Raw genomic sequence first — 23,161 nt, forward strand, 5'->3', positions numbered from 1 at the left:
GTGTTGAAACGCTGGTGATGAAATGGGCAGATTGTGTTGGGGCGATCAGCCTTCGAGCACCAATTGTGCCGTTTTCACCACGGCCTCTGGGGTGAGCTCGAAATGCTTGAAGAGGGCGCCAGCCGGCGCGGACTCGCCAAAGCGATCCAGGCCCACCACGGCCGCTGGCTGGTACTTCCACCAGAGGTCGGTCACGCCAGCCTCCACGGCCACGCGTGGAATGTCCTGCGGGAGCACCTGGGCCTTGTAGGCCGCAGGCTGCTGGTCGAACACCGTGGTCGATGGGATGGACACCACCCGGACCCGAACCTTTTGGGCGCGCAGCCGGGCCGTGGCCTCCATGGCCAGGCTCACCTCGGAGCCGGTGGCCATGATGACGATCTGCGGACGGGGGTCGGAGGTGAGCACATAGCCGCCCTTGGCGATGTCGCGGGCCTGCGCCGTGTCACGCACCTGCGGGGGCAGCCCCTGCCGGGAGAGCAACAAGGCCGAGGGACCATGGACATTGGCCAGTGCGGACTGCCAGGCCACGGCCGTCTCCACGGCATCGGCCGGACGCCAGACCTGGAGGTTTGGAATGAGCCTCAAGGCCGCAGGATGCTCCACCGGCTGGTGGGTTGGGCCGTCCTCACCCAGCCCGATCGAATCGTGGGTGAAGACGTGGATGACCTGTCGCCGCATCAGGGCTGCCATGCGAATCGCATTGCGGCTGTAGTCGGAGAAGGTGAGGAAGGTTGCGCAATAGGGAATGAAGCCACCGTGCAGGGCAATGCCATTGCAGATGGCGGCCATGCCGAATTCACGCACGCCGTAGCTGATGTGCTGGCCCTGCGTGAGGCCGCCCTGCTCGTCGACGGACAAGACCGAGACGCCCTTCCAATTCGTGAGGTTGCTGCCGGTGAGGTCGGCCGAACCACCCAAGAGGCCTGGCAGCCTTGGGCCGATGTCATCGAGCACCATCTGCGAGGCCTTGCGGCTCGCCACGTTGGGCGCCGATGCACACAGGGATGCAATCAGCGCGGCATTCTTCTGATCGAAGTCGGCCGGCCGTTGGCCCGCAAGCCGGGCCTCGAAGTCGGCCGCCTCCTGGGGGAAGGCCTTGCGATAGGCGGCGAGCCGGTTCTCCCAGAGGGACTGTGCAGCCTGCCCTCTGGCCTTGGCATCCCAGGCCTGATAGATGTCCTGCGGAATCTCAAAGGGCGCATGCGGCCAGTCCATGGCCGCACGCGTGAGCCGAATCTCCTCCTCGCCGAGGGCCTCGCCATGGGCCTTCGCACTGCCCGCCCGATTCGGTGAGCCCTTGCCAATCTGCGTCTTGCAAATGATGAGCGTGGGGGCGAGCCGGCCATTGCGACCAGCCTCCGCCCACTCCTTGGCCGTGGCAATGGCCAGGCTCACCGCCTGCGTATCGTGGCCATCGATGGGCCCCAGCACATTCCAGCCATACGATTCAAAACGGGCTCGCGTGTCGTCTCGGAACCAGCCCCTGACATCCCCATCGATGGAAATGCCGTTGTCGTCGTAGAGGGCGATCAGCTTGGAGAGGCCCCAGACGCCCGCAAGGCTGCAGACCTCGTGGCTGATGCCCTCCATGAGGCAGCCATCGCCCAGAAATACGAAGGTGCGATGGTCGACCACGGTATGGCCGGGCCGATTGAACTCTGCAGCCAGCAGCCGCTCGGCCAGGGCCATGCCCACCGCATTGGAGATGCCCTGGCCCAGGGGGCCGGTGGTGGTCTCCACGCCGGGGGTGACATCGACCTCTGGGTGGCCCGGCGTTTTGGAATGAAGCTGCCGAAACTGGCGCAATTCGGACATGGGAAGGTCATAGCCCGACAGGTGCAGCAGGGCATAGAGCAGCATGGAGCCGTGCCCGTTGGAGACCACGAAGCGGTCGCGATCCGCCCAGGACGGGTTGGCAGGATTGTGTCGAAGGTGGTCCCTCCACAGCGCAACCGCCATGTCGGCCATGCCCATGGGCATGCCGGGATGGCCTGAGTTGGCCTGTTGGACGGCGTCCATGGCCAGGGCGCGGATTGCGTTGGCCATCTGCTGTGGGGAGGCGTTCATGCGCTGACTTTCTTCGAGAATCGACAGAGAATGGGGATTCTACCGAGACACAACCCTTCAGCATGCGTTGAAGTTTTTGAATCTTTGGTTCAAGTTTTACTTATCTTTAGGCCGCTTCCATGCGCATTCGACTCCACCAGCCGGGCCTTGCGCCCGGGCCGCTGTGCCTTGACCCAGACAACAGCCATCACCTGATCAAGGTGCTGCGGGCCACAACAGGCACCGTGGTGACCCTGTTCGACGGCCAAGGCCTGGAGGCCGAGGCGGTGGTCGCCGACCCCAACCCCAGGCAATGCCTGGTCACGGTCTCCACCATCGAAGCCATCAGCCGAGAGTCTCCAACGCCATCTCGGCTCATCCAAGCCTTGTGCCTGGGCGATAAGATGGACTGGGTGGTGGAGAAGGCCACAGAACTCGGTGTTCAAGCCATTCAGCCGGTGCAGGCGGCGCGCAGTCAATTGCGGCTCGAGGGTGATCGGGCCGAGAAGCGTCTGCTGCATTGGCGACGAATTGCGGCCGCCGCGGCGGCGCAGTCGGGTCGCAACCAGGTGCCCACGGTGCATCCCATCCTGCGCCTGGATGCAGCGCTGGCCGAGTTCGCAGCCGCGCCGGCACCTCAGACGGGCTGGCTGCTCGACCCGTTCGCGCAGCAGACTCTTACCCAGGCGCCCCTCACAGGCGGCCTCACGATTGCGATCGGTCCTGAGGCCGGCTGGACAGACGATGAGGAGCAAACGGCCGGTGCACATGGCTTCGTGGGCGTTCGCTGCGGCCCGCGCATCCTGAGAACAGAGACCGCGGCCGCCGTGGTGCTCGCGGCCGTCGCGGCCAGAACCGGCGAGTTCTAGACCCGCAAGACCTGCCTAGCCTTGAGCCGCGCCACCATCGCCGGCGCTGGAACCCGCATTGGCCTGCACCACCGCAATGGCGGTCATGTTCACCAGCCGGCGCACGGTTGCAGAGGCCGTGAGCACGTGAACCGGCGCGGCGCATCCCATGAGAATCGGGCCGATGGCCACATTGTTGCCGGCTGCACGCTTCAAGAGGTTGTATGAGATGTTGGCCGACTCCATGCTCGGGAGCACGAGCAAATTGGCGTCGCCCTGCAGGGTGGAGTTGGGCATCAGGGCCTTGCGGAGTTCGGCATCGAGTGCCACATCGCCGTGCATTTCACCGTCGACATTGAGCGAGGGCTCCCGCTCTCGAACCAAATGCAGGACATCCCGCATCTTGCAGGCGGAGTCTGAGTTTCCACTTCCGAAGTTGCTGTGCGAGAGCAAGGCCACCCGCGGCTCCAGACCAAGGGAGCGCATGGTCTGCGCGGCCGCCATCGTGATCTCGGCCAGCGCCTCGGCCGAAGGATTCTCATTCACGTGGGTGTCGACCAGCGCAATGGTTCGATGCTGCAGGATCAGGATGTTCATGGCGGCATAGACGCTCGCACCTGCAACCCGACCAAGCACTTGGTTCACATAATGAAGGTGAAGGCTGTGGGTGCCAAAGGTGCCGCAGATCATGGCATCCGCATGCCCTTTGCGAATCATCATCGCGCCAATGAGGGTGTGCCGTCGGCGCATCTCAATCTGGGCATACTGCGCCGTGACGCCACTGCGCTCGGTCATCTGGTGATAGGTCTCCCAGTATTCGCGATAGCGATCGTCCTGCTCCGGATTCACCACCGTGAAGTCTTCACCGGGATGCATGCGCAGGCCGAACCGCTCGATGCGCTTCTCGATGACGGCAGGGCGGCCAATCAGAATCGGGGCGGCCAGGCCTTCATCCAGAACCACCTGCACCGCGCGCAGCACGCGCTCCTCCTCGCCTTCGGCAAAGACCACGCGGCGCTTCTCGGCCCGACGGGCTGCGGTGAGCAGCGGCTTCATGAAGTTGCCAGAGTGGTAGACAAACTCCTGAAGGCGGTCGACATAGGCACCCATGTCTGAGAGCGGTCGGCTGGCCACGCCATCGTCCATGGCCGCCTGGGCCACGGCCGGCGCAATCTTCACAATGAGACGGGGGTCGAAGGGCTTGGGAATGAGGTATTCCGGGCCAAAGGAGATGCCCTCGGTGCCGTAGGCGGCCGTGACCACCTCCGACTGCTCGGCCCGGGCGAGCTCAGCCATTGCACGCACGGCGGCGAGTTCCATTCCTCGGGTGATGGTGGTGGCCCCCACATCCAGTGCGCCGCGAAAGATGAACGGAAAGCACAGCACATTGTTCACCTGATTCGGGTAGTCGGTTCGACCCGTGGCGATCACCGCATCCTGACGAACGCTCTTCACCAGTTCAGGAAGGATTTCCGGCTCGGGGTTGGCCAGGGCAAAGATGATGGGCCTGGGCGCCATCTTGGCCACCATCTCGGGCTTGAGCACACCACCGGCCGACAGGCCCAGGAACACGTCTGCATCGCCGATGACATCGGCGAGTTGCCGTGCACTGGTGGGCTGACAGAAACGGGCCTTCTCTGGATCCATGAGCTCGGTGCGCCCCTCGTAGACCACGCCCTTGATGTCGGTGACCCAGATGTTCTCTTTGGGCATGCCAAGGTCGAGCAGTAAATCCAGGCAGGCCAAGGCCGCTGCACCCGCGCCGGACACCACCAGCTTGACCTTGCCGATCTCCTTGCCCACCACGGCCATTCCATTGACCAGGGCCGCCGCCACCACAATGGCCGTTCCGTGCTGGTCGTCATGGAAGACAGGAATCTTCATGCGCTCGCGAAGCTTGCGCTCGATGTAGAAGCAGTCGGGTGCCTTGATGTCCTCCAGGTTGATGCCACCAAAGGTCGGCTCCAAGGCCGCCACGGCATCCACGATCTTGTCGAGGTCTCGCTCGGCCAGTTCAATGTCGAAGACATCGATGCCCGCGAACTTCTTGAAGAGCACCCCCTTGCCTTCCATGACCGGCTTGGCCGCAAGAGGGCCAATGTCGCCCAGGCCGAGCACCGCCGTGCCGTTGGTCACCACGCCCACCAGGTTCCCACGGGCCGTGTACTTAAAGGCATTCATGGGGTCTTGCGCAATCTCTAAACACGCTGCGGCCACCCCGGGGGAATAGGCCAGGGCCAGGTCACGCTGGTTCGTGAGCTGCTTGGTGGGCTGGATGGAGATCTTCCCCGGCGTGGGGAACTCGTGGTAATCGAGGGCTTGCTGTCGGAGGATGGGATCCATGAATGGCCTAAATGGGTGATGTGGCGAAATTATGAGCCCAGCCAGGCTTTCGCAATGGCCTGCGCGGCAGTAATGGGGGTTCGGCCCGCAAGGTCCTGAATCTGATGGCGACAAGAAAATCCGTCGGCCACGATCCAGGCATCGGCTGGGGCCGAGGCCACTGCAGGCACCAGGCTTGCCTGGGCCATGGCCTTGGAGACCTCCTGGTGTTGGGGGTCGTAGCCAAAGGCGCCCGCCATGCCGCAGCAGCTCGACTCAATCGGGTGCACCTCAAAGCCCACGGAGCGCAGCGTCTCGATGGTGGGGCTCCAGGCCCCGAGCGCCTTCTGATGGCAATGGCCATGCACGTAGACCGCGCGACCATCCCCCACGGCCGGTGGCTTGAGATGGCCCTGGGCCAGCTCCGACATCCACCAGGACTCGAAGAGTTTTGCCTGACGCCCCAGTTGCTCGGCGCGCGGGCCGAGGTTCATGGTCTGCCACTCATCCTGAAAGCCAAGGACGCAGGAGGGCTCCACGCCCACCACCGGCACACCACTGGCCAGCACCGGGGCCAGTGCATCCAGAACCGCCACGGCCCGACGACGCGCGCCGTCAATATCGCCCACCGACAGGGCCGTGCGACCACAGCACAGCGGCTTGGCCGCGGCCGCACCTGAGAGCGCGACGCGATAGCCCGCCTGACGCATGAGCTGCCCAAGGGCCATCAGGGCCTCTGGCGAATAGGCTGAGTTGAAGGTGTCGGCCCAGAGCACCACATCACAGGCCTCCAGGCTCGCCCAAACGCCTGCGGCGGCATCGTCCTGGGCCTGCTGACGAAATGAAGCAGAGGCCCACTCTGGCAGTGGCCGAGTCGCCGCCACACCCGTGATGGGCTCCAAAAGGCGGGCCAGCCACGGCCACTGGTTGCGGAGGTTCAGCATCGCGCCCAAGGCCGGCGTGCGGTGCACCCGTTGGGCCAGATCGGGGAGGCTTGCGACCAGACGGTCGCGAAAGGCAAAGCCATGGCGAAGCCCCCGCTGATGGGCGGCCTCAATCTTCATGCGGGCCATGTCCACCCCCGTGGGGCACTCACGCTTGCAGGCCTTGCAGCCCACGCAGAGGTCCATGGCCTCGGCGACCTCGGGGCCTGCCAGGTCGTTCGGAAGTTGGCCACTCAAGGCCAGCCGCAGGGTGTTGGCTCGGCCACGAACCGAGTGGACCTCCTCACGCGTCACCCGATAGCTCGGACACATCACACCCGCATCGAATTTTCGGCAGTGGCCATTGTTGTTGCACATCTCCACAGCCTTGGAGAGACCGCCCGAAGGGTCCTCGCCCGATCCAGGAGGACCAATCTGAATGCCCATGGTGCCGGGGTCACCCCGCACGGATGGATCGTTTTGCACATCCCAGGCCGACCAGTCCAGCCCCGTCTTCAAGGGCATGACCCGATAGTTCGGCGGGAATCGAAAGAGGCTGCGGTCGTCCATGCGCGTGGCGCGGACAATCTTGCCGGGGTTGAGCCGATGATTTGGATCGAAGGCGTCCTTGACGGCCTCGAAGGCCCTCGTGATGTCCGGGCCAAACTGCCAGCCCACCCACTCACTCCGCACGAGGCCATCCCCATGCTCGCCCGAGAAGGCTCCCTTGAACTTGCGCACCAGGGCGGCGGCCTCCTCTGCGATGGCGCGCATCTTCTCAGCCCCATTCCGACGCATGTCCAGAATGGGCCGAACATGCAGCGTGCCCACCGAGGCGTGGGCATACCAGGTGCCCTGGGTGCCGTGACGAGCAAAGACCTCCGAGAGGCTGGCCGTGTAATCCGCCAGGTGTTCCAACGGCACTGCGCAGTCTTCAATGAAGGACACCGGCTTGCCGTCGCCCTTCAGGGACATCATGATGTTGAGGCCCGCCTTGCGGACCTCCCAGAGGGCTGCCTGCCGCTTGGGGTCTCTCATGGAGACCACCGAGCCGGGCAGGCCCAGGTCTCCCATGAGTTCCTCCAGGGCCATGAGGTCTCGGCCAAGCCGCTCGAGGTCCTCGCCGGCAAACTCCACCAGCAAGAGGGCATCGGTCTCACGCCCGCCCACGTTCACCAGGGCATCCTGAATCACGGGGGCAAAAACAGGGTTCACGCGGCAGAGCTCAATCATGGTGCGGTCCACCAATTCAACCGCCACCGGCTTGAGCACCACAATCGATGGGGTCACCTCCATCGCCTTTTGAAAGGTCGGAAAGTTCACAACGCCCAGCACCTTGGCCCTGGGAATGGGCGCAAGTGCCAGCCGGATGGACTCAAACGTGGCCAAGGTGCCCTCCGATCCCACCAGCAGATGGGCCAGATTGACGCGGCCGTCGGGGGTGTAAGGCCGTTCACTCTGAGGATCGAAGATGTCCAGGTTGTAGCCGCCCACGCGGCGCATCACCTTGGGCCAGAGGGCCCGAATCTCGGGCGCGACCTGCTGTGCAATCTCATGAAGCCTGGAGACGAGCGCCCGAAGACGCTGGCTGTTCAACTGCATCTCGGCGCCATCGCCGAAGGCCGCAAACCGGGCCAAAGTGCCGTCGTCCAGGATGGCGTCGATCGCCCGCACGTTGTGGACCATGTTCCCGTAATACAACGAGCGAGAGCCGCAGGAGTTATTGCCCGCCATGCCGCCAATCGTGCATTGAGCGGCTGTGGAGACATCCACCGGAAACCAGACACCGTGAGGCTTGAGCGCCTGATTGAGGTGATCCAGGACCATGCCGGGCTCCACCGTCACCTCGCCTGCCTCCAGGTTCAGGGAGAGCATCTTTCGCAGGTGCCGGCTGGTGTCGATGACCAGCGCCTCGCCCACGGTCTGTCCGCACTGCGAGGTGCCGCCACCGCGGCTGAGGACCGGCACGCCGGCGTCGCGGGCGACATCCAGGGCCAGGCGAAGGTCGAGGCTGGTCTCGGGCACCACCACCCCCACCGGCATGCGCTGATAGATAGAGGCATCGGTCGCATAACGGCCCCGAGAGGCAGCATCGAAGAGGACTTCGCCGCGCACCTCTTTGCGGAGTCGATCGGCGAGGCCACCTCGGCGCAAAGCACCCGCCGCACCCCCTTGAAGCACCATCCGACGGGACGGTTTTTCGAGAGACGACGGGGAATCAGCGGGCTTCATGGGGGGTGACTGGTCCATGTCGGAAAGATTACAATGGTAGATTGACTTTAAGTCCTCTCCAACGTGAACCCTTCAGCGTGAACTCCCCCGCCATGCAACGCGACTTTCCCCCTGCCATCAACCCTCGGTCCAGCCTCAACCGCGTGGGCCAAGGTCGGCACTTCCTGCAAATTCCTGGCCCCTCCAATGTGCCCGACCGGGTGCTGCGGGCCATCGATTTCCCCACCATCGACCATCGCGGACCGGAGTTCCAGGCGCTGGCCTTGCGGGTGCTGGAGGGGGTTCGTCCCCTCTTTGGCACCAAAGGTCCTGTCGTGATCTACCCTGCCTCGGGCACCGCGGCCTGGGAGGCCGCCCTGGTCAACACCATGAACCCGGGCGACAAAATACTCATGTTCGAGGCAGGCCATTTCGCGGGCCTTTGGCTCAAAATGGCCAATCGCCTGGGCCTTCGCCCAGAGGTCATCAAAGGCGACTGGAGCTTCGGCGTCCAGCCAGGCCTCATCGAGGCACGCCTCAAAGCGGACATCGCGCACGACATCAAGGCGGTCTGCGTGGTTCACAACGAAACCTCCACTGGGGTCACGTCCGACATCGGCGCGGTTCGCAAGGCGATGGACGCGGCCGGCCATCCAGCGCTTCTGCTCGTCGACACCATCTCGGCACTCGGCAGTGTGGAATTCAGGCAGGACGAATGGGGCGTGGATGTCAGCGTGGCGAGCTCCCAGAAGGGGCTCATGCTGCCCCCAGGCCTGGGCTTCAACGCGGTGAGCCAGAAGGCCCTTGCTGCCAGCGAGAAGGCCACCATGCCGCGCGCCTTCTGGGCCTGGGATGACATCCTCGAGGCAAACAAGAAGGGGTTCTGGCCCAGCACACCGAACACCAACCTGCTCTACGGCCTGGCCGAGGCCCTCGATATGTTCAACGAGGAAGGCCTTCCACAGGTATTCGCCCGCCACAAGCGGCATTCCATGGCTGCACGGGCTGCGGTGGCGGCCTGGGGCCTCGAGCTCGTCTGCCAGGCGCCTGATCTTCACAGCCCGGTGCTCACAGCGGTGCGCATGCCGATGGGCGCCGATGGCAGCCATGTCGACGCAGACCACCTCCGCCAGATCGCCCTCACGCAGTCCAACATGTCGCTTGGCATGGGCCTGGGCCAGCTCGCGGGCAAGGTCTTTCGAATTGGCCACCTCGGCGACTTCAACGACCTCAGCCTCTTGGGCGCGCTCGGTGGCGTCGAGATGGCACTGTCTGCGGCGGGGGTCCCCCACCAGCCGGGGGGTGTTCAAGCGGCGATGGCTTCTTTGACAACTTCTCGCCAGACGGCCCGTTAACTAGGCGAGCACCCGCCCCTGGGCGGCGGCGTATAGCCGCTCACGCATGCGCAACACCTTCTCTGGGTATTGGGTTTGGCCCGTAGGGCCCATGCCGACATAGGCCGACAGCGCAGCCTCAATGGTCTTGTAGCGGTCGAGGTACTCCCGCAGGATGCCGGCACCGACATCAATATTCGCCCAAGGATTGAGCGCGGCATCGGTGCCACCGTGGCGCTGGAACCGGTCCCGGTGAACCTCCGGCATCACCTGCATCAGGCCTTGGGCCCCCACCTTGCTCTCAGCCAGGGGGTTGAAGCTCGATTCCACCGCGATCACGGCCAACAGCAAGTATGGGTCCAGCCGATGCGTGGCCGCACTGGCGTAGGCCGCGAGAACAATTTGCTCCACCGCCGCCACAGACACGCGATGCTTGCGCGCAATCCATCGGGCCGCACGCCCTTGTTGCGGCGTGAGGTTGTTCACCCCAATGTAGAAGAGGGACTGGGCGGGTTCGGCGGTAAAGGCCTGCACCACGATCTGCGACCAGCCAACCACGCGTTCACGCCCAGACGCCGTGAGCACCGTCGAGAGCGCCAGCAGGACAGCCACGACCACGCCGAGCCCCCGGCGCTCCAGGAAGTCTTTTGGGTTCGGACCGGCCATGACAGGCTGTGGCTTCATGGGGTTCAGACAACCTCCTCCTCAGAGGGTTTCAACAATCCACTTTACGAGTGCATCCAAGGCAGGGGCCGCCTCTCGTGCCTTCGGATCGTTGATGATCGCTGAAAAGGCCACCCAATGACCAGCCTCGGTGAGCGCATATCCGGAGTAGGCCCTCACCTCGTCCAGAGAACCAGTCTTCACCCAGGCCCTCCCAAGCACGACACCATCCCTCAGCCTGCGCCGCATCGTGCCCTCCAGGCCCGCCGCCGGCAGGGTCTCAATCCACTCCGCGGCGCCGGGGCCGCGCAGGGCCTCCACCAAGAGCCGAGTCAGACTCTGCGGTGCGATTCGACTCCTACGGCTCAGGCCCGAGCCGTTGTCCATCACCAACTCTGGAAAGCCCAGGTTCTGGCTGGACAGCCAAGACCGGATTCGCTGCTCAGCGTCGGCCCGGGTGCCCGGCCCGCCCGTCTCTGCCGACAGGTTCAGGTAGAGGTTGCGAGCCATGGGGTTGTTGCTCAGCTTGTTGATGTCGGCCACCAGTTCTTGCAAGGGCCGTGGTGAAACCCACTCCAGCAGTGAACGCGCCTCGGCGGGGGTCGGACCCTCGCGAACTCGGCCCTGAAAACGCCCCCCCGCCGCTCGCCAGGTGGCCGAAAACAAGCGATGCGCAAACTGCAGGTGGTCATAGACCGCCACATAGGCCTCGAAGCCCGGGCAGCCCCGGCCCAAGCGCCCCTGAACCTCCAGTAGATTCGTCTTCGTGATGATTTGAATCTGGTTGCGTGAACAATCCCCACGCACCTGCTTGACCGCTGTGTTCAGACGCAGTCCGGTCAGGGCCGGCTCGATCTCACCCGTCAGGCGGCCATTGGCCGAGCGCGACAGACGGACCTTCACGGCCTTGAAATTAAGCATGGCCGCGTGCGGGGTGACGTTGTAGGGCTTGAATCCCATGCCATCGAAGGCGTTGGGGTCGCCCGCGGGCTCCGCAAAGCGTGTGCCATCGAGCACCAGATCGCCCTCGATGTGCTGAATTCCAGCCGCCCTCAGTTGAGACACGATGGCCTGAAGGTCCTCCTGAACCAGCTTCGGATCGCCGCCCCCCTTCACATACACGGAGCCCTTGAGGCGCCCGTTGTGAATCGTCCCGGTGGTCAGAAAGGTCGTCCGATGCCGATAATCGGGGCCTAGAATCGACCAAGCCGCCCGGGTGGTGATGAGCTTCTCGGTCGAGGCCGGGTTCATGGGCTCGCCAGATCGATGGCCCAACCAGCGCACCACATTGGGATTTTCACGGGTGTTGAGCACGGCCACCGAGATGCCAATGGCCCGTTCTGGGACCCCTCGGTCGGTGAAAAAGGACAAGGGCAACTGGCTGGAGGAGCTGGAAATATAGGTTTCTGCATATGAGTGTGCGCAAACACACATCATTAGGCCGGAACCCAACACCCCCCAATACCCTCGAAGCACCTGTAACACGATCGCATCACTCTCAGTGTTATTGTCATGCCCGACGGTTCATCCGTTGGGCTTCCCAAGAGGACATCATGGCACTAGAAAAAAACGAAAACTACTTTGAGCTCTCCGACGAGAACGACCGGGCCTCGGCCATCGAGGCTCAGTTCAACGAGGACGCCCTGGAGATGGCCCGCCGCAAGATCGCCCCAGAGACCAACCCCGACTTCGACGGCACCCACTGCATCGACTGCGGCGAGAAGATCATGGCCGCCCGCCTCAAGCTCGGCAAGATTCGCTGCATCGACTGCCAGACCCTGCTCGAAAAACAGTCCCGTTTCGTGACGGGCTGACCCCCCCCTTGAAAAGGGGCCTTTGTGCCCCTATCATTAGCACTCGAATGCGATGAGTGCTAACAGCGCTCTCGCCAACTCTTTTCACCAACCTTTTTTGATGGAGCAAATCCGAATGAAATTGCGTCCCTTGCACGACCGTCTCGTGGTCAAGCGTCTGGATCTGGAGCGAACCACCGCGTCTGGCATCGTGATTCCTGACAATGCGGCCGAAAAACCCGACCAAGGCGAAGTCCTCGCCGTGGGCAACGGCAAGATCCAGGAAGACGGCAAACAGCGCCCCCTCGATGTCAAGGTGGGCAACCGCGTCTTGTTCGGCAAATACGCCGGCCAGACTGTCAAGGTCGACGGAGAGGAACTCTTGGTTCTTCGCGAAGACGACGTCATGGCCGTGATCGAGTAATCACTCGAACCATACAACCCGAATACGAAGGAGAACGTTCAAATGGCAGCAAAACAAGTGATGTTTGGTGATGAAGCCCGTCAAAAGATGGTCAACGGGATCAACATCCTGGCCAACGCAGTCAAGGTCACCCTTGGCCCCAAAGGCCGCAATGTGGTGCTCGAGCGCTCCTTTGGCGCACCGAGCGTGACCAAGGACGGCGTGTCCGTGGCCAAAGAAATCGAACTCAAAGACAAGTTCGAAAACATGGGCGCTCAGATGGTCAAGGAAGTGGCCTCGAAGACCGCTGACAATGCCGGCGACGGCACCACCACCGCAACCGTGCTGGCCCAGGCCGTGGTTCGCGAGGGCATGAAGTATGTCGCCGCAGGCATGAACCCCATGGACCTCAAGCGCGGCATCGACAAGGCCACCACGGCCATCGTGGCCGAGCTCGCCAAGATCTCCAAGCCCTGCACCACCGCCAAGGAAATCGCCCAGGTGGGTTCCATCTCGGCCAACTCCGATGCAGAAATCGGTGAAATCATCTCCAAGGCCATGGAACGTGTTGGTAAAGAAGGCGTGATCACCGTGGAAGACGGCAAGTCACTCCAGAACGAGCTCGATGTGGTCGAGGGCATGCAGTTCGACCGCGGCTACCTCTCGCCTTACTTCATCAACAACCCCGAGAAGCAGGTCGCCGTGCTCGAGAACCCGTTTATCCTCCTGCACGACAAAAAGGTCTCCAACATCCGTGACCTTCTCCCAGTGCTGGAGCAGGTCGCCAAGTCTGGTCGCCCCTTGCTGATCGTCGCGGAGGATGTGGAGGGCGAGGCCCTGGCCACCCTGGTGGTCAACAACATCCGCGGCATCCTCAAGACCGTCGCCGTCAAGGCCCCCGGCTTCGGCGATCGCCGCAAGGCCATGCTCGAAGACATGGCCATCCTCACGGGCGGTGAAGTCATCTCTGAAGAGACCGGCATGACCCTCGAGAAGGCCACCCTTGCGCAGCTCGGCCAGGCCAAGACGGTGGAGATCGCCAAGGAGAACACCACCATCATCGACGGCGCAGGCGACAAGAAGAACATCGGTGCCCGGGTCAAGCAGATCCGCACTCAGATCGAGGAGGCCACCAGTGACTACGACAAAGAGAAGCTGCAGGAGCGCGTGGCGAAACTCGCCGGCGGTGTTGCAGTCATCCGTGTCGGTGCAGCCACCGAGGTCGAGATGAAGGAGAAGAAGGCTCGCGTCGAAGACGCTCTGCATGCCACCCGCGCGGCTGTGGAAGAAGGAATCGTCGCCGGCGGTGGCGTGGCTCTCCTGCGTGCACGGGCCAATGCCAAGGTCAAGGGCGACAACCCCGACCAGGAGGCCGGCATCAAGATCGTGATGCGCGCGGTGGAAGAACCCCTGCGTCAGATCGTGGCCAACTGCGGTGATGAGCCCAGCGTCGTGGTCAACAAGGTGCTCGAGCTCAAGGGCTCCAACGGCTACAACGCAGCCTCAAGCGAGTACGGCGACATGCTTGAAATGGGCGTGGTCGATCCCACCAAGGTGACGCGTACAGCCCTGCAAAACGCTGCATCCGTGGCCAGCCTGATGCTCACCACCGACTGCATGATCGGTGAGGCACCCGACGACAAGCCAGCCGGTGGCGGCATGCCCGGCGGCATGGGCGGCATGGGTGGCATGGGCGGCATGGACATGTAAGAGGAGGGTCGCCTCCTGCACTCCAAACCCGGGCCCTCGCGCCCGGGTTTTTTTTGTTGGCGTGTCACAATTCATGCCTATGCAATTCATCGATCGGTGTGAGGCCGCCTGGGCCGAAAACGGGAGCCTGCTCTGTGTGGGCCTCGACCCCGAGCCCAAACAATTTCCAAAGCCACTGCAGGGCAGCCCCACCCTGGAGGCCGTCGAGACCTTCTGCCTCGAGATTGCAGCCGCCACAGCGCCTTACTGCTGCGCCTTCAAGCCTCAGATCGCACACTTTGCGGCGCTCGGCGGCGAGCCTGTGCTCGAGCGAGTCTGCAAGTCCATTCGGTCTGCATTCCCGCAGCACCTGCTCATCCTGGACGCAAAGCGGGGAGACATTGGGTCGACCGCCCAGCACTACGCCACTGAAGCCTTTGACCGCTACGCGGCCGATGCGGTCACGGTGAACCCCTACATGGGCTCAGACAGCCTTGCCCCGTACCTGGCCCATGCCGGCAAAGGCATCTTCGTGCTGTGTCGCACGAGCAACCCCGGTGGCGATGAGCTTCAAATGCAAACTCTCCCCTCTGGCGAGCGGGTCTTTGAACACGTGGCCAGGCTTGCCGCAGAACAATGGAACCAGCATGGCCAGGTCGGGCTGGTAGTGGGTGCGACCTATCCCCATGAGGTTGGAATCGTTCGGCAGCTGGCCCCCAAGTTGCCCCTGCTGGTGCCGGGCGTGGGGGCCCAAGGTGGCGACCTGGTGAGAACCGTCGCCCAGGCTGCTACCGCAAGCGGTGGGCTCTTCTTGAACAGCTCTCGCGCCATCCTTTATGCGAGTGCAGACCACGACTGGCGTGAGGCTGCCAAGCAGGCCGCCCGGCAAACACACCAGGCCATACAGGACGCCCGTGCACAGACCAACCATTGAGCCGGTGCAGGGCCAATCGGGCGCCTGGGCGCTGCTTCAAAAAGAAATCAGGCGGTTCACCAAGGTGTCCGTCCAAACCGTTCTCGCACCGGTGGTCTCATCCCTCTTGTTTCTCGCCATTTTTGCCTTCCTGCTCGAGGGCCGACTCGAGCCCTTTCCGGGTGTGGGCTACAGCGCCTTCCTCGTGCCGGGCCTCGTGATGATGACCCTGCAGCAGAATGCATTCGCAAACACGAGTTCCAGCCTGACCCAGAGCAAGATCACCGGCACCCTCATTTTTCTCATGCTCTCACCATTGAAGCCATGGGAATGGCTGGTGGGCTACCTGGGCGGTGCGGTGGCCCGAGGCCTGGCCTGCGGCGCGGTGGTCTGGCTGGCCAGCATGCCCTTCATTCAGGTGAGCGTGACCCACTGGGGCTGGGTGCTGCTCTTCGGGCTGCTGGCCTGTCTGATCATGGGCGCGCTTGGGCTGCTGGCTGCCCTGTATGCCGAGAAGTGGGATCACGTCTCCGCCTTCCAGAACTTCCTCATCAATCCGCTCACGTTTCTCGCGGGCGTCTTCTACTCCATTCATGCGCTGCCCCCAATCTGGCAAGCCATCTCGCACTTCAATCCATTCTTCTATCTGATTGATGGTTTCCGATATGGTGTCTTTGCCCAGTCGGATGTCTCTCCGTGGCTGAGCCTCTGGGTCTGCGGCATTTTCTGCACCGTGCTGCTCGCCCTGTGCCAATTTCTCATTGCCATCGGCTGGCGCATTCGGCCATAAAGAAAACGGCCCCGAAGGGCCGTTTCCATCCGAACGCAAAACCAATTACTTCTTGGGTGCTTCTTTGCACTCTTTCTTGTCTTTGTTTTCGGCCTTCTTGCAGTCGACCTTTGCAGGCTCAGCCTTGGCAGGAGCGGCAGGTGCTTGAGCCACTGCTGCACCGGAGAAGGCAACCATCGCGGCCATCACAGCCATCGAAATCTTTTTCATATTTTCCTCGTTGTGATTTAAGAGTGAACTCAGTTCAACGAGCGCAGTCTATTCAATTCACAGTAGGTTGTGTGCTGTCTATTGTGTGAAATAGGTACGCGGCAAATATTTAGGCAAGTGAAAGCCAGGCCGCACCCAAGACGCCTGCAGAATCCCCCAGCGCATGTCGTCGAATGGGTGTCTCACAAACGCCTCCAAAAACCTGCTGAGCAATGCCCTCCGACAAGGCCTGCGGCAGCCAGTCCAGGTTCGACAACCCACCGCCCAGAACGACCACGTCAGGGTCGAGTGTCGTCACCAGTCGAGCCAGCCCTGTGGTGAGCGCATGGAGCATGGACGACCTGCAGGCCAGCGCATGCGGATCCGTCAGGTCTGCAAGAATCGAGTGGGCCGGGCGTGACTGGCCCGTGGATGCTTGGTACCGCGCCTCAATGCCACTGCCCGAGGCCAACATCTCCAGGCAGCCGACCCCACCGCACCAGCAACGCGGGCCGGCTGGGTCCACGCTGACATGACCCCACTCACCGGCAAGCCGGTTGCGGCCAACGTGCACAACGCCATCAATGACCAGACCACCCCCGCAGCCCGTGCCGAGGATCACGCCGAACACGGTCCTGAATCCCTGTCCTGCACCGGCCCGGGTCTCTGCCAGGGCAAAGCAGTTCGCATCGTTCTCCACCCGAACCGGTTGGCCCATGGCCAAGGACACCTGCCCTTGAAGGTCGAAGCCGTTGAGGCACTGGGTATTGGAATTGCGCAACAGGCCGGTGCGAGTTGAGAGGGACCCAGGCGTTCCCAGACCAATCGAGTGTGGCGCCTGGGAATGCGGCAGGCACTGCCGCGCACGATTCACCAGTGCGGTCATGGCCAGCAGAATTGCCTGTGGCCCTTCTTTCGCGGGCGTGGGCACACGGTCCCGAAACAGAACGCCGTCATCGGCGTCCAACAGAACCACCTCTGTCTTGGTGCCGCCGAGGTCGATTCCGATTCGAAACATGGACCCCATTGTAAGATCGGCCCATGCCCTTGTCCCATCTCATGCTCGTGCTCGTGATCATGGGCTTCTGGGGAACCAACTTCGTCGTGCAGTACTGGGCCGTGCACCTGGTGCCACCCACCCTCTTTGCGACCCTTCGGTTTGCGGCCGTGGCCTTTCCCCTCATCCTGCTGCTGCCGCGCCCGAATGTGCCCTGGCGACTCCTCATCGGCTATGCGGCCACGTCCTTCACCATTCAGTTCACGCTGCTGTTCCTGGCCCTTCGATGGGGCATGCCACCCGGTCTCGCCTCCTTGGTCATGCAGAGCCAGGTCCTCTTCACCGTGCTGCTCGTGGTCCTGCTGGGGGCCGAACGGCCAAGACGGCTGCAGTGGGCAGGCATTGTCCTGGGGGCGGCAGGCATGCTGCTTGTCGCGCAGGGGCTCGAGGATGGCGCCACGCTCGTGGCCTTTCTCATGACCCTCTGCGCAGCATTGTTCTGGAGCATCGGCAACCTGTTCACCAAAGAAATGGGCTCGGTGCGGGCCGGAGAACTCGTGGTCTGGGGGTCTGCCCTCGGGGCCATTGGCCTGCTGCCCATTTCACTCTGGCTCGATGGACCGCAGGCCTGGGGCGATGCCGTGGGCATGCTCCTGCAGGGGCATCCCACCCTCTGGGCATGCCTGCTCTTTAATGCCTATGGGGCCAGCGTGATTGGATACGGTGGCTGGGCCTGGCTGCTGAGTCGGCACCCCGCCACCCATGTGGTGCCCTTCACCCTCTTGGTGCCTTTCTTCGGCATGGGTTCGGCCGCCATCCTCCTGGGTGAGGCCCTGCCCGAGGGCGCCTGGCCCGGGGTGGCATTGGTGCTGCTGGGCCTGCTGCTCATTCAACTGCCCAAAACTGTTGTTGGGCGAGTGTTCGGTAAAGCTCACTAGTCTCCATCAGTTCGGCATGGCGGCCACTGGCCACGAGCTGGCCTTGGTCCAAGACCAGAATGCGATCGGCCCGTCGCACCGTGGAGAGCCGATGGGCAATCACCAACGCCGTACGACCCGGCAGCAGCCGCTCGAGGGCCTGCTGGACCGCTCGTTCTGAGACAGTGTCGAGTGCCGAGGTTGCCTCATCGAGCAGCAACAAGGGCGGGTTGCGCAGCACCGCACGTGCAATGGCGATGCGTTGGCGCTGCCCACCCGACAGGCGCAGGCCTCGCTCACCCAAGAAGGTCTGGTAGCCAGACGGCAGGGCTCGAATGAATTCATCGGCGTGGGCGGCGCGGGCCGCGGCCACCACCTCCTCATCGCTTGCATCGAGCCGCCCGTATCGGATGTTGCCCATCGCATCGTCCGAAAAAATAACGGGGTCTTGGGGCACCCAGCCAATGGCCTGACGAATGGCGAAGCCTCCCCAGTCCTGGGCTGGCCGGCCATTGAAGCGAATGCAGCCTTGGCTGGGCTGATAGAAGCCCAGCAGAAGCGAAAAAATGGTGGTCTTCCCCGCGCCCGAGGGCCCGACCAAGGCCCAGGTCTCGCCGGCCGGAATCTCAAAATTCAGACCAGACACGGCAGCATCTCGTGGACGAGACGGATATGAGAACGACACAGACTCAAAGGTCACCCCCACCACATCGCCGAGGGCCACCGAGGACTGCGATGCCCTGGCCTTCACCGTTTCAACACCATCGTCGCGTTCCATCAAGGAGACCAGCCGCTCGGTTGCGCCCACTGCACGCTGCAGGTCACCCCAGCCCTCGGCCAGTGCGGCAATCGAGCCTGCCGTGAGCACGGCATACAGAACAAACTGGGCCAACTCCCCCGCCGACATGGTGCCGGCCACCACCTCGCGCGCACCGAGCCAGAGCACAAAAACAATGACCAGAAAGGCCAGGACAATCGCCACAAAGGTCAGCGAAGATCGACCACGAATTCGCCGCAGGGCCGTTTCAAAGGCCGATTCCACGGCCAGTCCATAGCGCCGGCCCTCATAGGGCTCGCGGCCCAAGGACTGCACGGTGGTCATGGCGTTCAGGATCTCGCCCGCCAAAGCACTCGTGTCCGCCACCTTGTCCTGGCTCACCTTGGACATCTTCCGAACCCACCGGCCCAAGGCCAACACCGGCAGCACCACACCCAGCAGAAGCAGCACCATGAGCCCTGCCAGCATGGGGCTGGTGACCAGCATCATGGAGACCCCTCCCACCAGCAGCACGCTGCTGCGCAGGGCCATGGAGACACTGGTGCCCACCAGTGTCTGAACCAGCGTGGTGTCCGCCGTGAGCCGGGAGAGCACCTCGCCGGTCTGAAGGGTCTCGAAGTACGTGGGCGGGCGGCTCAGCACCGCGTCGTAGACCTTCTTGCGCAGGTCGGCCACCACACGCTCGCCGAGCCAAGACATGAAATAAAAGCGGCCCGCCGTGGCGGCAGCCAGAAACACCGACAAGGCCATGAGCACGGCAAAGGGCTCCGTCAAGCCCTCGAGTCCCGAGTCGATCAGCCCCCGAAAGGCCAGTGGCACCGAGAGCGTGGCGGCAGCGGCCAGCCCCAAGAAGAGAAAGGCCAGGGCCCATCGACCCCGATAGGCCATGGCCAAGTGGGCGACGGGTCGGAGTTGCTCGAGGGTGGAGCGGGGTGTGGATTGGGATGCAGGGGACATGGCGTCGCCCATAATACGGGGGTCACCGCTTCAAAGGATGCCCAATGCCCTACACCGCCGAGATCAGTCGCTCCAACCCAACCGCCTTCCTATTCCTGATCGATCAGTCCGGATCCATGGGTGAGCCCGTGGGGAAAACCAATCTCAGCCGGGCCGAGTTCTTGTGTGATGCCCTCAACCGGGTGGTGATGAACCTGATTGCTCGGTCATCGAAATCCGAGGGCGTTCGAAACTACTTTGAGCTGGGCGCCATCGGCTACGGCGGTCAGGGTGTTCACAATGCCTTGAAGGGGTCGTTCTCTCACCAGGTCTTTCACCCCATTTCATCCTTTGAGCGCTCTCCACTCGCGGTCGAAGACCGTGTTCAGAGAATCCCAGACGGCGCGGGCGGTGTCATCGACCAGCGGGTGAAATTTCCCATTTGGTTTCGGCCCATGGCCGATGGCGGCACGCCCATGCGCAAGGCCCTGCGAATGGCCGCAGAAGAACTGGCCAACTGGTGCGACGCCCATCCCGACTCCTATCCACCCACGGTGCTCCATGTCACCGATGGCGAGCCCACCGACGGTGACCCAGAGCCCATGGCCGAACAGATTCGTCACATCGGCACCGAGGATGGTGACATTCTCTTTTTCAATCTTCACACCAGCGATGGCAAGGCCGGGCCCATCCAATTCGGCAACAACGAGCACGAGATCAAAGACCCCTACGGGAAAAGTCTCTTTCGAATGTCGAGTGCACTGCCCCGGCTCGTGGCCGATGCCGCCCGGGAGAAGGGCTACATCGTGGAGGATGGCGCACGTGGCTTCTTCTTTAATGTCGAACCCGTCGAGATCGTGGAGTTTTTCGACATCGGCACACGGGCCTCCTCCCAGTCCTTGATGCTTCGGTAAGGGGGCCTCGGCCAGGCCATCATGCGGATCCTTCGGTCCATCAGCCTGCCCAAGGAGGCTGATTACGCGGCCTCGAATGATGATGTCTTCTTCGCAGCACCCGGCGGGCTCTCCGTGGCCATGAGTGACGGCGCCAGCGAGTCGTACGACTCTCGGGGCTGGGGCCGCATGCTCTGTGAGACCTTCAATGCCCAGTTCGAGGGCGGTGGCGATCAGCCGCTCGAAGACGACGCCGTTCGAGCCATGGTCGTCACGGCCAGGCGAGGCTTCCTCGCCTCCTTTGAAGACAAGCCCTTGTCGTGGTCTCAGCAGGCCTCATTCGACCGTGGAAATTTCGCAAGTCTGCTCGGCATCTACGAGGGGCCAAGCCTGCTCACCATCCTGGCCATTGGAGACTCCATTGCGGTCTGGCGAGAAACCAGTGGCGCCATTCGAAGCCATGCCCTCTCGGACCCAGCGGAATTCAAGCGACACCCCGTGCTGCTCTCGAGCGACAGCCGCGGCGATGCCGTTGTCTTTGAGCGAGAACGTGCACGATGGTCTGCCATTCAAATCCCAAAGGCAAAGATCGCAGGCGGGCGACTTTACCTCATGACCGACGCCATTGGTGCCGTCGTCACATCCGCCATCCAGGCCGGTCGATGGCCCGAGGCCGAACGACAGCTCTGTCAGTCCGAGCTAGACTTCAAGTACTGGGTCTCACAGCAGCGCATGGCAAAAGCCATGCGGCCAGATGACACCACCCTTGCCGTGATCACCACCCGATGAAACTGCCCAACCTCGAGCAATACCTGCGTGCCCTGCAACTGCCCGCCAGCCGCATCTTCACCGACCCCGTGCTCAAGGCCGGAAGAATTGAGACCAATGCCCTGGGCACGCCTCGGGCGCGTTCAGGAAACTTTGCACTGGTCTTCCGAATCGATTCCGGCGATCAGAGCCTGGCCATTCGATGCTTCACTCGAACCTCTCGGGAGATCGCCGCACGCTATGCCGCCATCTCCAATCTCACCCAGCGGCTGCGGCTGCCCGGTCAGCCCAGTGTCTTTCTGCCCTTTGAGTACCAGGCCAATGGCATTCTGGTCGAGGGCCAACACTTTCCCATCGTCAAGATGGGCTGGTCTGGCGGCAGAAGCCTGGGTGACTTCCTCTCGGAGCACCACCTCGACAAGGCCCGCCTTCGTCTGCTGCGCGACTCGCTTGCGAGACTCGCAGCCTTCTTAGATGCCAACGGCGTGGCCCACGGCGACATCCAGCCCGGCAATGTCATGGTCAGCGACGACGCGCGACAACTCTGGCTGATCGACTACGACGGCATGTATGTGCCCGAGCTGGAAGGCTTTGATGCGGCTGAGCTCGGCCATGTGAACTTCCAGCACCCCTTGCGCAACGAGCAGCACTTCAACGATCAGCTCGACCGCTTCTCCTTCATTCTGCTCGACACCGCACTGGCAGTCCTCATTGAGGAGCCCACCCTGTGGGAGCGCACCTACAGCGATGAGGAAGGCATCGTCTTTCGGGCGGGAGACCTCGCCCAGCCCCTGCAGTCTCAGACCTTTGCACTCACCGTGAAGATGCCCGCCGTCGCGTCCCGGGTTCGAGCCTTGGCGGAGATCTGCATGGGCCCGTTTCAGAGCATTCCACGCCTGACCGACTTCCAGGAGCAGTTTGCGGCCAGCACCGCCCCCAGCCAAGCGACTGCACCAAGGCCGGAACGGGTCTTCGAGCCCGAACAGCGTGCGGCCCGCGCAGCGGCCGATGCAGCGCCCATCAGTCCGCCGGTGTATGTGGGCTCCTACGAGGTGGTGCCTGCATCGAGTTTTGTCAAAGTGAGCCAGCAGGTGGGCAAACGCGTGGAACTCATTGGCAAGGTGGTCGATGTCCGTTCTGGCAAGTCGAGCTTTCAGGGGAAACCAGCCCTGCGGCCCTACATTTATGTGGACTTCAGCGAGCTCTCGACGGGCCGCGTGGTTCGGATCAAGATGCTTCCCGAGTTCCTGGAAGCCCATGCCACCAAGCAGGCCCAACTGCCCAGCACACGCTGGCTCGGAAAGTGGGTCACGATCTCAGAGGTTATTCAGCCAGTGCAGTACATCAAGCACCCCGCCTTTGCCGGGGGCATTGGCGAGGCGTCGGTCTGCCCAAATCATCCGGGTCAACTGCGGCTCATCTCCGAGGAAGAGGCCCGCTTTCGACTCGCATCCAACAACCAGGCGGCCAGGGCCAGGCTCAAGACCCGGGCCGTCTCCACCCGCGCTCCCAGCGCAAGCCCCCGTGGCACGCGGGTGGCCGCAAACAAGAACATGAGCATTCTGGAGCGCCTCAAGAACCTCTGAGGCCCCTGGGTGACCAGGCCCAGCCACAGCCCCATCGCCATTGGGTTGTTGTAAAATCTTGGTCTTCGGGTGATGTAGCTCAGTCGGTTAGAGCGTGGCACTCATAACGCCAAGGTCGCTGGTTCGATCCCAGCCATCACCACCACCCATCCCACACGC

At 63.0% G+C, this 23,161-nt stretch carries 19 protein-coding genes and 1 tRNA gene; 12 read left to right on the forward strand and 8 right to left on the reverse strand.

Features of this window, described 5'->3' with window-relative positions; all coding sequences use genetic code 11:
- Window positions 1-45: 45 nt before the first annotated feature.
- Window positions 46-2,070: a transketolase gene (gene tkt / locus AC8GDA_RS07240; protein ID WP_506555861.1), complete on the reverse strand. Its 2,025-nt coding sequence runs from the start codon at window positions 2,068-2,070 to the stop codon at window positions 46-48.
- 119 nt (window positions 2,071-2,189) lie between these two features.
- Between tkt and AC8GDA_RS07245 the strand changes: the two genes are divergently transcribed.
- Complete coding sequence (locus AC8GDA_RS07245) at window positions 2,190-2,918, forward strand: 16S rRNA (uracil(1498)-N(3))-methyltransferase (RefSeq protein WP_506555862.1); 729 nt, start codon at window positions 2,190-2,192, stop codon at window positions 2,916-2,918.
- Window positions 2,919-2,933: 15 nt separating this feature from the next.
- Here AC8GDA_RS07245 and AC8GDA_RS07250 read toward each other — a convergent pair whose 3' ends face one another.
- Window positions 2,934-5,240, reverse strand: coding sequence for an NADP-dependent malic enzyme (locus tag AC8GDA_RS07250; RefSeq protein WP_506555863.1), 2,307 nt, complete (start codon window positions 5,238-5,240; stop codon window positions 2,934-2,936).
- Window positions 5,241-5,269: 29 nt separating this feature from the next.
- Entirely contained in the window at window positions 5,270-8,326 is a 3,057-nt protein-coding gene (locus tag AC8GDA_RS07255; protein ID WP_506557219.1) for an FAD-binding and (Fe-S)-binding domain-containing protein, read from the reverse strand.
- A 140-nt stretch (window positions 8,327-8,466) separates the two neighbouring features.
- On the opposite strand from AC8GDA_RS07255, the gene AC8GDA_RS07260 reads away from it, so the two are divergent.
- A complete protein-coding gene (locus tag AC8GDA_RS07260; RefSeq protein WP_506555864.1) occupies window positions 8,467-9,708 on the forward strand; it encodes a pyridoxal-phosphate-dependent aminotransferase family protein in 1,242 nt (413 codons plus the stop codon).
- On the opposite strand, the gene AC8GDA_RS07265 is transcribed toward AC8GDA_RS07260, so the two are convergent.
- Window positions 9,709-10,371 (reverse strand): transglycosylase SLT domain-containing protein, encoded by a 663-nt coding sequence (locus tag AC8GDA_RS07265; protein WP_506555865.1) that lies wholly within the window; start codon window positions 10,369-10,371, stop codon window positions 9,709-9,711. It lies immediately after the preceding gene.
- A gap of 21 nt (window positions 10,372-10,392) precedes the next feature.
- The gene (gene dacB / locus AC8GDA_RS07270) at window positions 10,393-11,721 is read right to left on the reverse strand and encodes a D-alanyl-D-alanine carboxypeptidase/D-alanyl-D-alanine endopeptidase (RefSeq protein ID WP_506555866.1); all 1,329 of its coding nucleotides are present in this window, start codon (window positions 11,719-11,721) and stop codon (window positions 10,393-10,395) included.
- Window positions 11,722-11,903: 182 nt separating this feature from the next.
- Between dacB and AC8GDA_RS07275 the strand changes: the two genes are divergently transcribed.
- The 5 genes from AC8GDA_RS07275 to AC8GDA_RS07295 all read left to right on the forward strand — a co-directional run bounded on the left by AC8GDA_RS07275 (window position 11,904) and on the right by AC8GDA_RS07295 (window position 15,938).
- A complete protein-coding gene (locus AC8GDA_RS07275; RefSeq protein ID WP_506555867.1) occupies window positions 11,904-12,164 on the forward strand; it encodes a TraR/DksA C4-type zinc finger protein in 261 nt (86 codons plus the stop codon).
- 115 nt (window positions 12,165-12,279) lie between these two features.
- Window positions 12,280-12,567, forward strand: a complete 288-nt coding sequence (gene groES, locus AC8GDA_RS07280) for a co-chaperone GroES (RefSeq protein ID WP_506555868.1) — start codon at window positions 12,280-12,282, stop codon at window positions 12,565-12,567.
- 42 nt (window positions 12,568-12,609) lie between these two features.
- The gene (gene groL / locus AC8GDA_RS07285) at window positions 12,610-14,256 is read left to right on the forward strand and encodes a chaperonin GroEL (RefSeq protein ID WP_506555869.1); all 1,647 of its coding nucleotides are present in this window, start codon (window positions 12,610-12,612) and stop codon (window positions 14,254-14,256) included.
- A 79-nt stretch (window positions 14,257-14,335) separates the two neighbouring features.
- Entirely contained in the window at window positions 14,336-15,169 is an 834-nt protein-coding gene (pyrF, locus tag AC8GDA_RS07290; protein WP_506555870.1) for an orotidine-5'-phosphate decarboxylase, read from the forward strand.
- The gene (locus AC8GDA_RS07295; protein ID WP_506555871.1) at window positions 15,150-15,938 is read left to right on the forward strand and encodes an ABC transporter permease; all 789 of its coding nucleotides are present in this window, start codon (window positions 15,150-15,152) and stop codon (window positions 15,936-15,938) included. Before pyrF ends, AC8GDA_RS07295 begins: the two co-directional genes overlap by 20 nt.
- Window positions 15,939-15,983: 45 nt before the next feature.
- Here the strand turns inward: AC8GDA_RS07295 and AC8GDA_RS07300 are convergent, their stop codons facing one another.
- A complete protein-coding gene (locus tag AC8GDA_RS07300; RefSeq protein WP_506555872.1) occupies window positions 15,984-16,148 on the reverse strand; it encodes a hypothetical protein in 165 nt (54 codons plus the stop codon).
- Window positions 16,149-16,257: 109 nt separating this feature from the next.
- Window positions 16,258-17,145 (reverse strand): ROK family protein, encoded by an 888-nt coding sequence (locus AC8GDA_RS07305; RefSeq protein ID WP_506555873.1) that lies wholly within the window; start codon window positions 17,143-17,145, stop codon window positions 16,258-16,260.
- Window positions 17,146-17,168: 23 nt separating this feature from the next.
- Between AC8GDA_RS07305 and AC8GDA_RS07310 the strand changes: the two genes are divergently transcribed.
- A complete protein-coding gene (locus tag AC8GDA_RS07310; RefSeq protein WP_506555874.1) occupies window positions 17,169-18,062 on the forward strand; it encodes an EamA family transporter in 894 nt (297 codons plus the stop codon).
- Here the strand turns inward: AC8GDA_RS07310 and AC8GDA_RS07315 are convergent.
- Window positions 18,010-19,776, reverse strand: coding sequence for an ABC transporter transmembrane domain-containing protein (locus AC8GDA_RS07315; protein WP_506555875.1), 1,767 nt, complete (start codon window positions 19,774-19,776; stop codon window positions 18,010-18,012). The two genes, AC8GDA_RS07310 and AC8GDA_RS07315, sit on opposite strands and share 53 nt — an antisense overlap.
- 44 nt (window positions 19,777-19,820) lie before the next feature.
- Here AC8GDA_RS07315 and AC8GDA_RS07320 point away from each other — a divergent pair, with 44 nt between their 5' ends.
- The 4 genes from AC8GDA_RS07320 to AC8GDA_RS07335 all read left to right on the forward strand — a co-directional run bounded on the left by AC8GDA_RS07320 (window position 19,821) and on the right by AC8GDA_RS07335 (window position 23,147).
- Complete coding sequence (locus AC8GDA_RS07320; protein WP_506555876.1) at window positions 19,821-20,669, forward strand: VWA domain-containing protein; 849 nt, start codon at window positions 19,821-19,823, stop codon at window positions 20,667-20,669.
- A gap of 21 nt (window positions 20,670-20,690) precedes the next feature.
- Window positions 20,691-21,437: a hypothetical protein gene (locus AC8GDA_RS07325; RefSeq protein WP_506555877.1), complete on the forward strand. Its 747-nt coding sequence runs from the start codon at window positions 20,691-20,693 to the stop codon at window positions 21,435-21,437.
- Window positions 21,434-23,002, forward strand: a complete 1,569-nt coding sequence (locus AC8GDA_RS07330) for a protein kinase family protein (protein ID WP_506555878.1) — start codon at window positions 21,434-21,436, stop codon at window positions 23,000-23,002. Before AC8GDA_RS07325 ends, AC8GDA_RS07330 begins: the two co-directional genes overlap by 4 nt.
- 68 nt (window positions 23,003-23,070) lie before the next feature.
- A tRNA-Met gene (locus tag AC8GDA_RS07335) sits at window positions 23,071-23,147 on the forward strand.
- The last annotated feature ends 14 nt before the right edge of the window (window positions 23,148-23,161 follow it).

It is taken from the genome of Hahnella aquatica (SeqCode) (assembly GCF_965194505.1).
In the GTDB taxonomy this organism is placed as follows: Bacteria; Pseudomonadota; Gammaproteobacteria; order Burkholderiales; family Burkholderiaceae_A; genus Hahnella; species Hahnella aquatica.

Coding starts and splice junctions, on each gene's coding strand:
- AC8GDA_RS07260 (WP_506555864.1), top strand. CDS start 8,467: ATGCAACGCGACTTTCCCCCTGCCATCAACCCTCGGTCCAGCCTCAAC.
- AC8GDA_RS07265 (WP_506555865.1), bottom strand. CDS start 10,371: ATGAAGCCACAGCCTGTCATGGCCGGTCCGAACCCAAAAGACTTCCTG.
- pyrF (WP_506555870.1), top strand. CDS start 14,336: ATGCAATTCATCGATCGGTGTGAGGCCGCCTGGGCCGAAAACGGGAGC.
- AC8GDA_RS07325 (WP_506555877.1), top strand. CDS start 20,691: ATGCGGATCCTTCGGTCCATCAGCCTGCCCAAGGAGGCTGATTACGCG.
- AC8GDA_RS07315 (WP_506555875.1), bottom strand. CDS start 19,776: ATGTCCCCTGCATCCCAATCCACACCCCGCTCCACCCTCGAGCAACTC.
- AC8GDA_RS07320 (WP_506555876.1), top strand. CDS start 19,821: ATGCCCTACACCGCCGAGATCAGTCGCTCCAACCCAACCGCCTTCCTA.
- AC8GDA_RS07330 (WP_506555878.1), top strand. CDS start 21,434: ATGAAACTGCCCAACCTCGAGCAATACCTGCGTGCCCTGCAACTGCCC.
- AC8GDA_RS07275 (WP_506555867.1), top strand. CDS start 11,904: ATGGCACTAGAAAAAAACGAAAACTACTTTGAGCTCTCCGACGAGAAC.
- tkt (WP_506555861.1), bottom strand. CDS start 2,070: ATGAACGCCTCCCCACAGCAGATGGCCAACGCAATCCGCGCCCTGGCC.
- groES (WP_506555868.1), top strand. CDS start 12,280: ATGAAATTGCGTCCCTTGCACGACCGTCTCGTGGTCAAGCGTCTGGAT.
- AC8GDA_RS07310 (WP_506555874.1), top strand. CDS start 17,169: ATGCCCTTGTCCCATCTCATGCTCGTGCTCGTGATCATGGGCTTCTGG.
- AC8GDA_RS07255 (WP_506557219.1), bottom strand. CDS start 8,326: ATGGTGCTTCAAGGGGGTGCGGCGGGTGCTTTGCGCCGAGGTGGCCTC.
- AC8GDA_RS07250 (WP_506555863.1), bottom strand. CDS start 5,240: ATGGATCCCATCCTCCGACAGCAAGCCCTCGATTACCACGAGTTCCCC.
- groL (WP_506555869.1), top strand. CDS start 12,610: ATGGCAGCAAAACAAGTGATGTTTGGTGATGAAGCCCGTCAAAAGATG.
- AC8GDA_RS07245 (WP_506555862.1), top strand. CDS start 2,190: ATGCGCATTCGACTCCACCAGCCGGGCCTTGCGCCCGGGCCGCTGTGC.
- AC8GDA_RS07300 (WP_506555872.1), bottom strand. CDS start 16,148: ATGAAAAAGATTTCGATGGCTGTGATGGCCGCGATGGTTGCCTTCTCC.
- AC8GDA_RS07305 (WP_506555873.1), bottom strand. CDS start 17,145: ATGTTTCGAATCGGAATCGACCTCGGCGGCACCAAGACAGAGGTGGTT.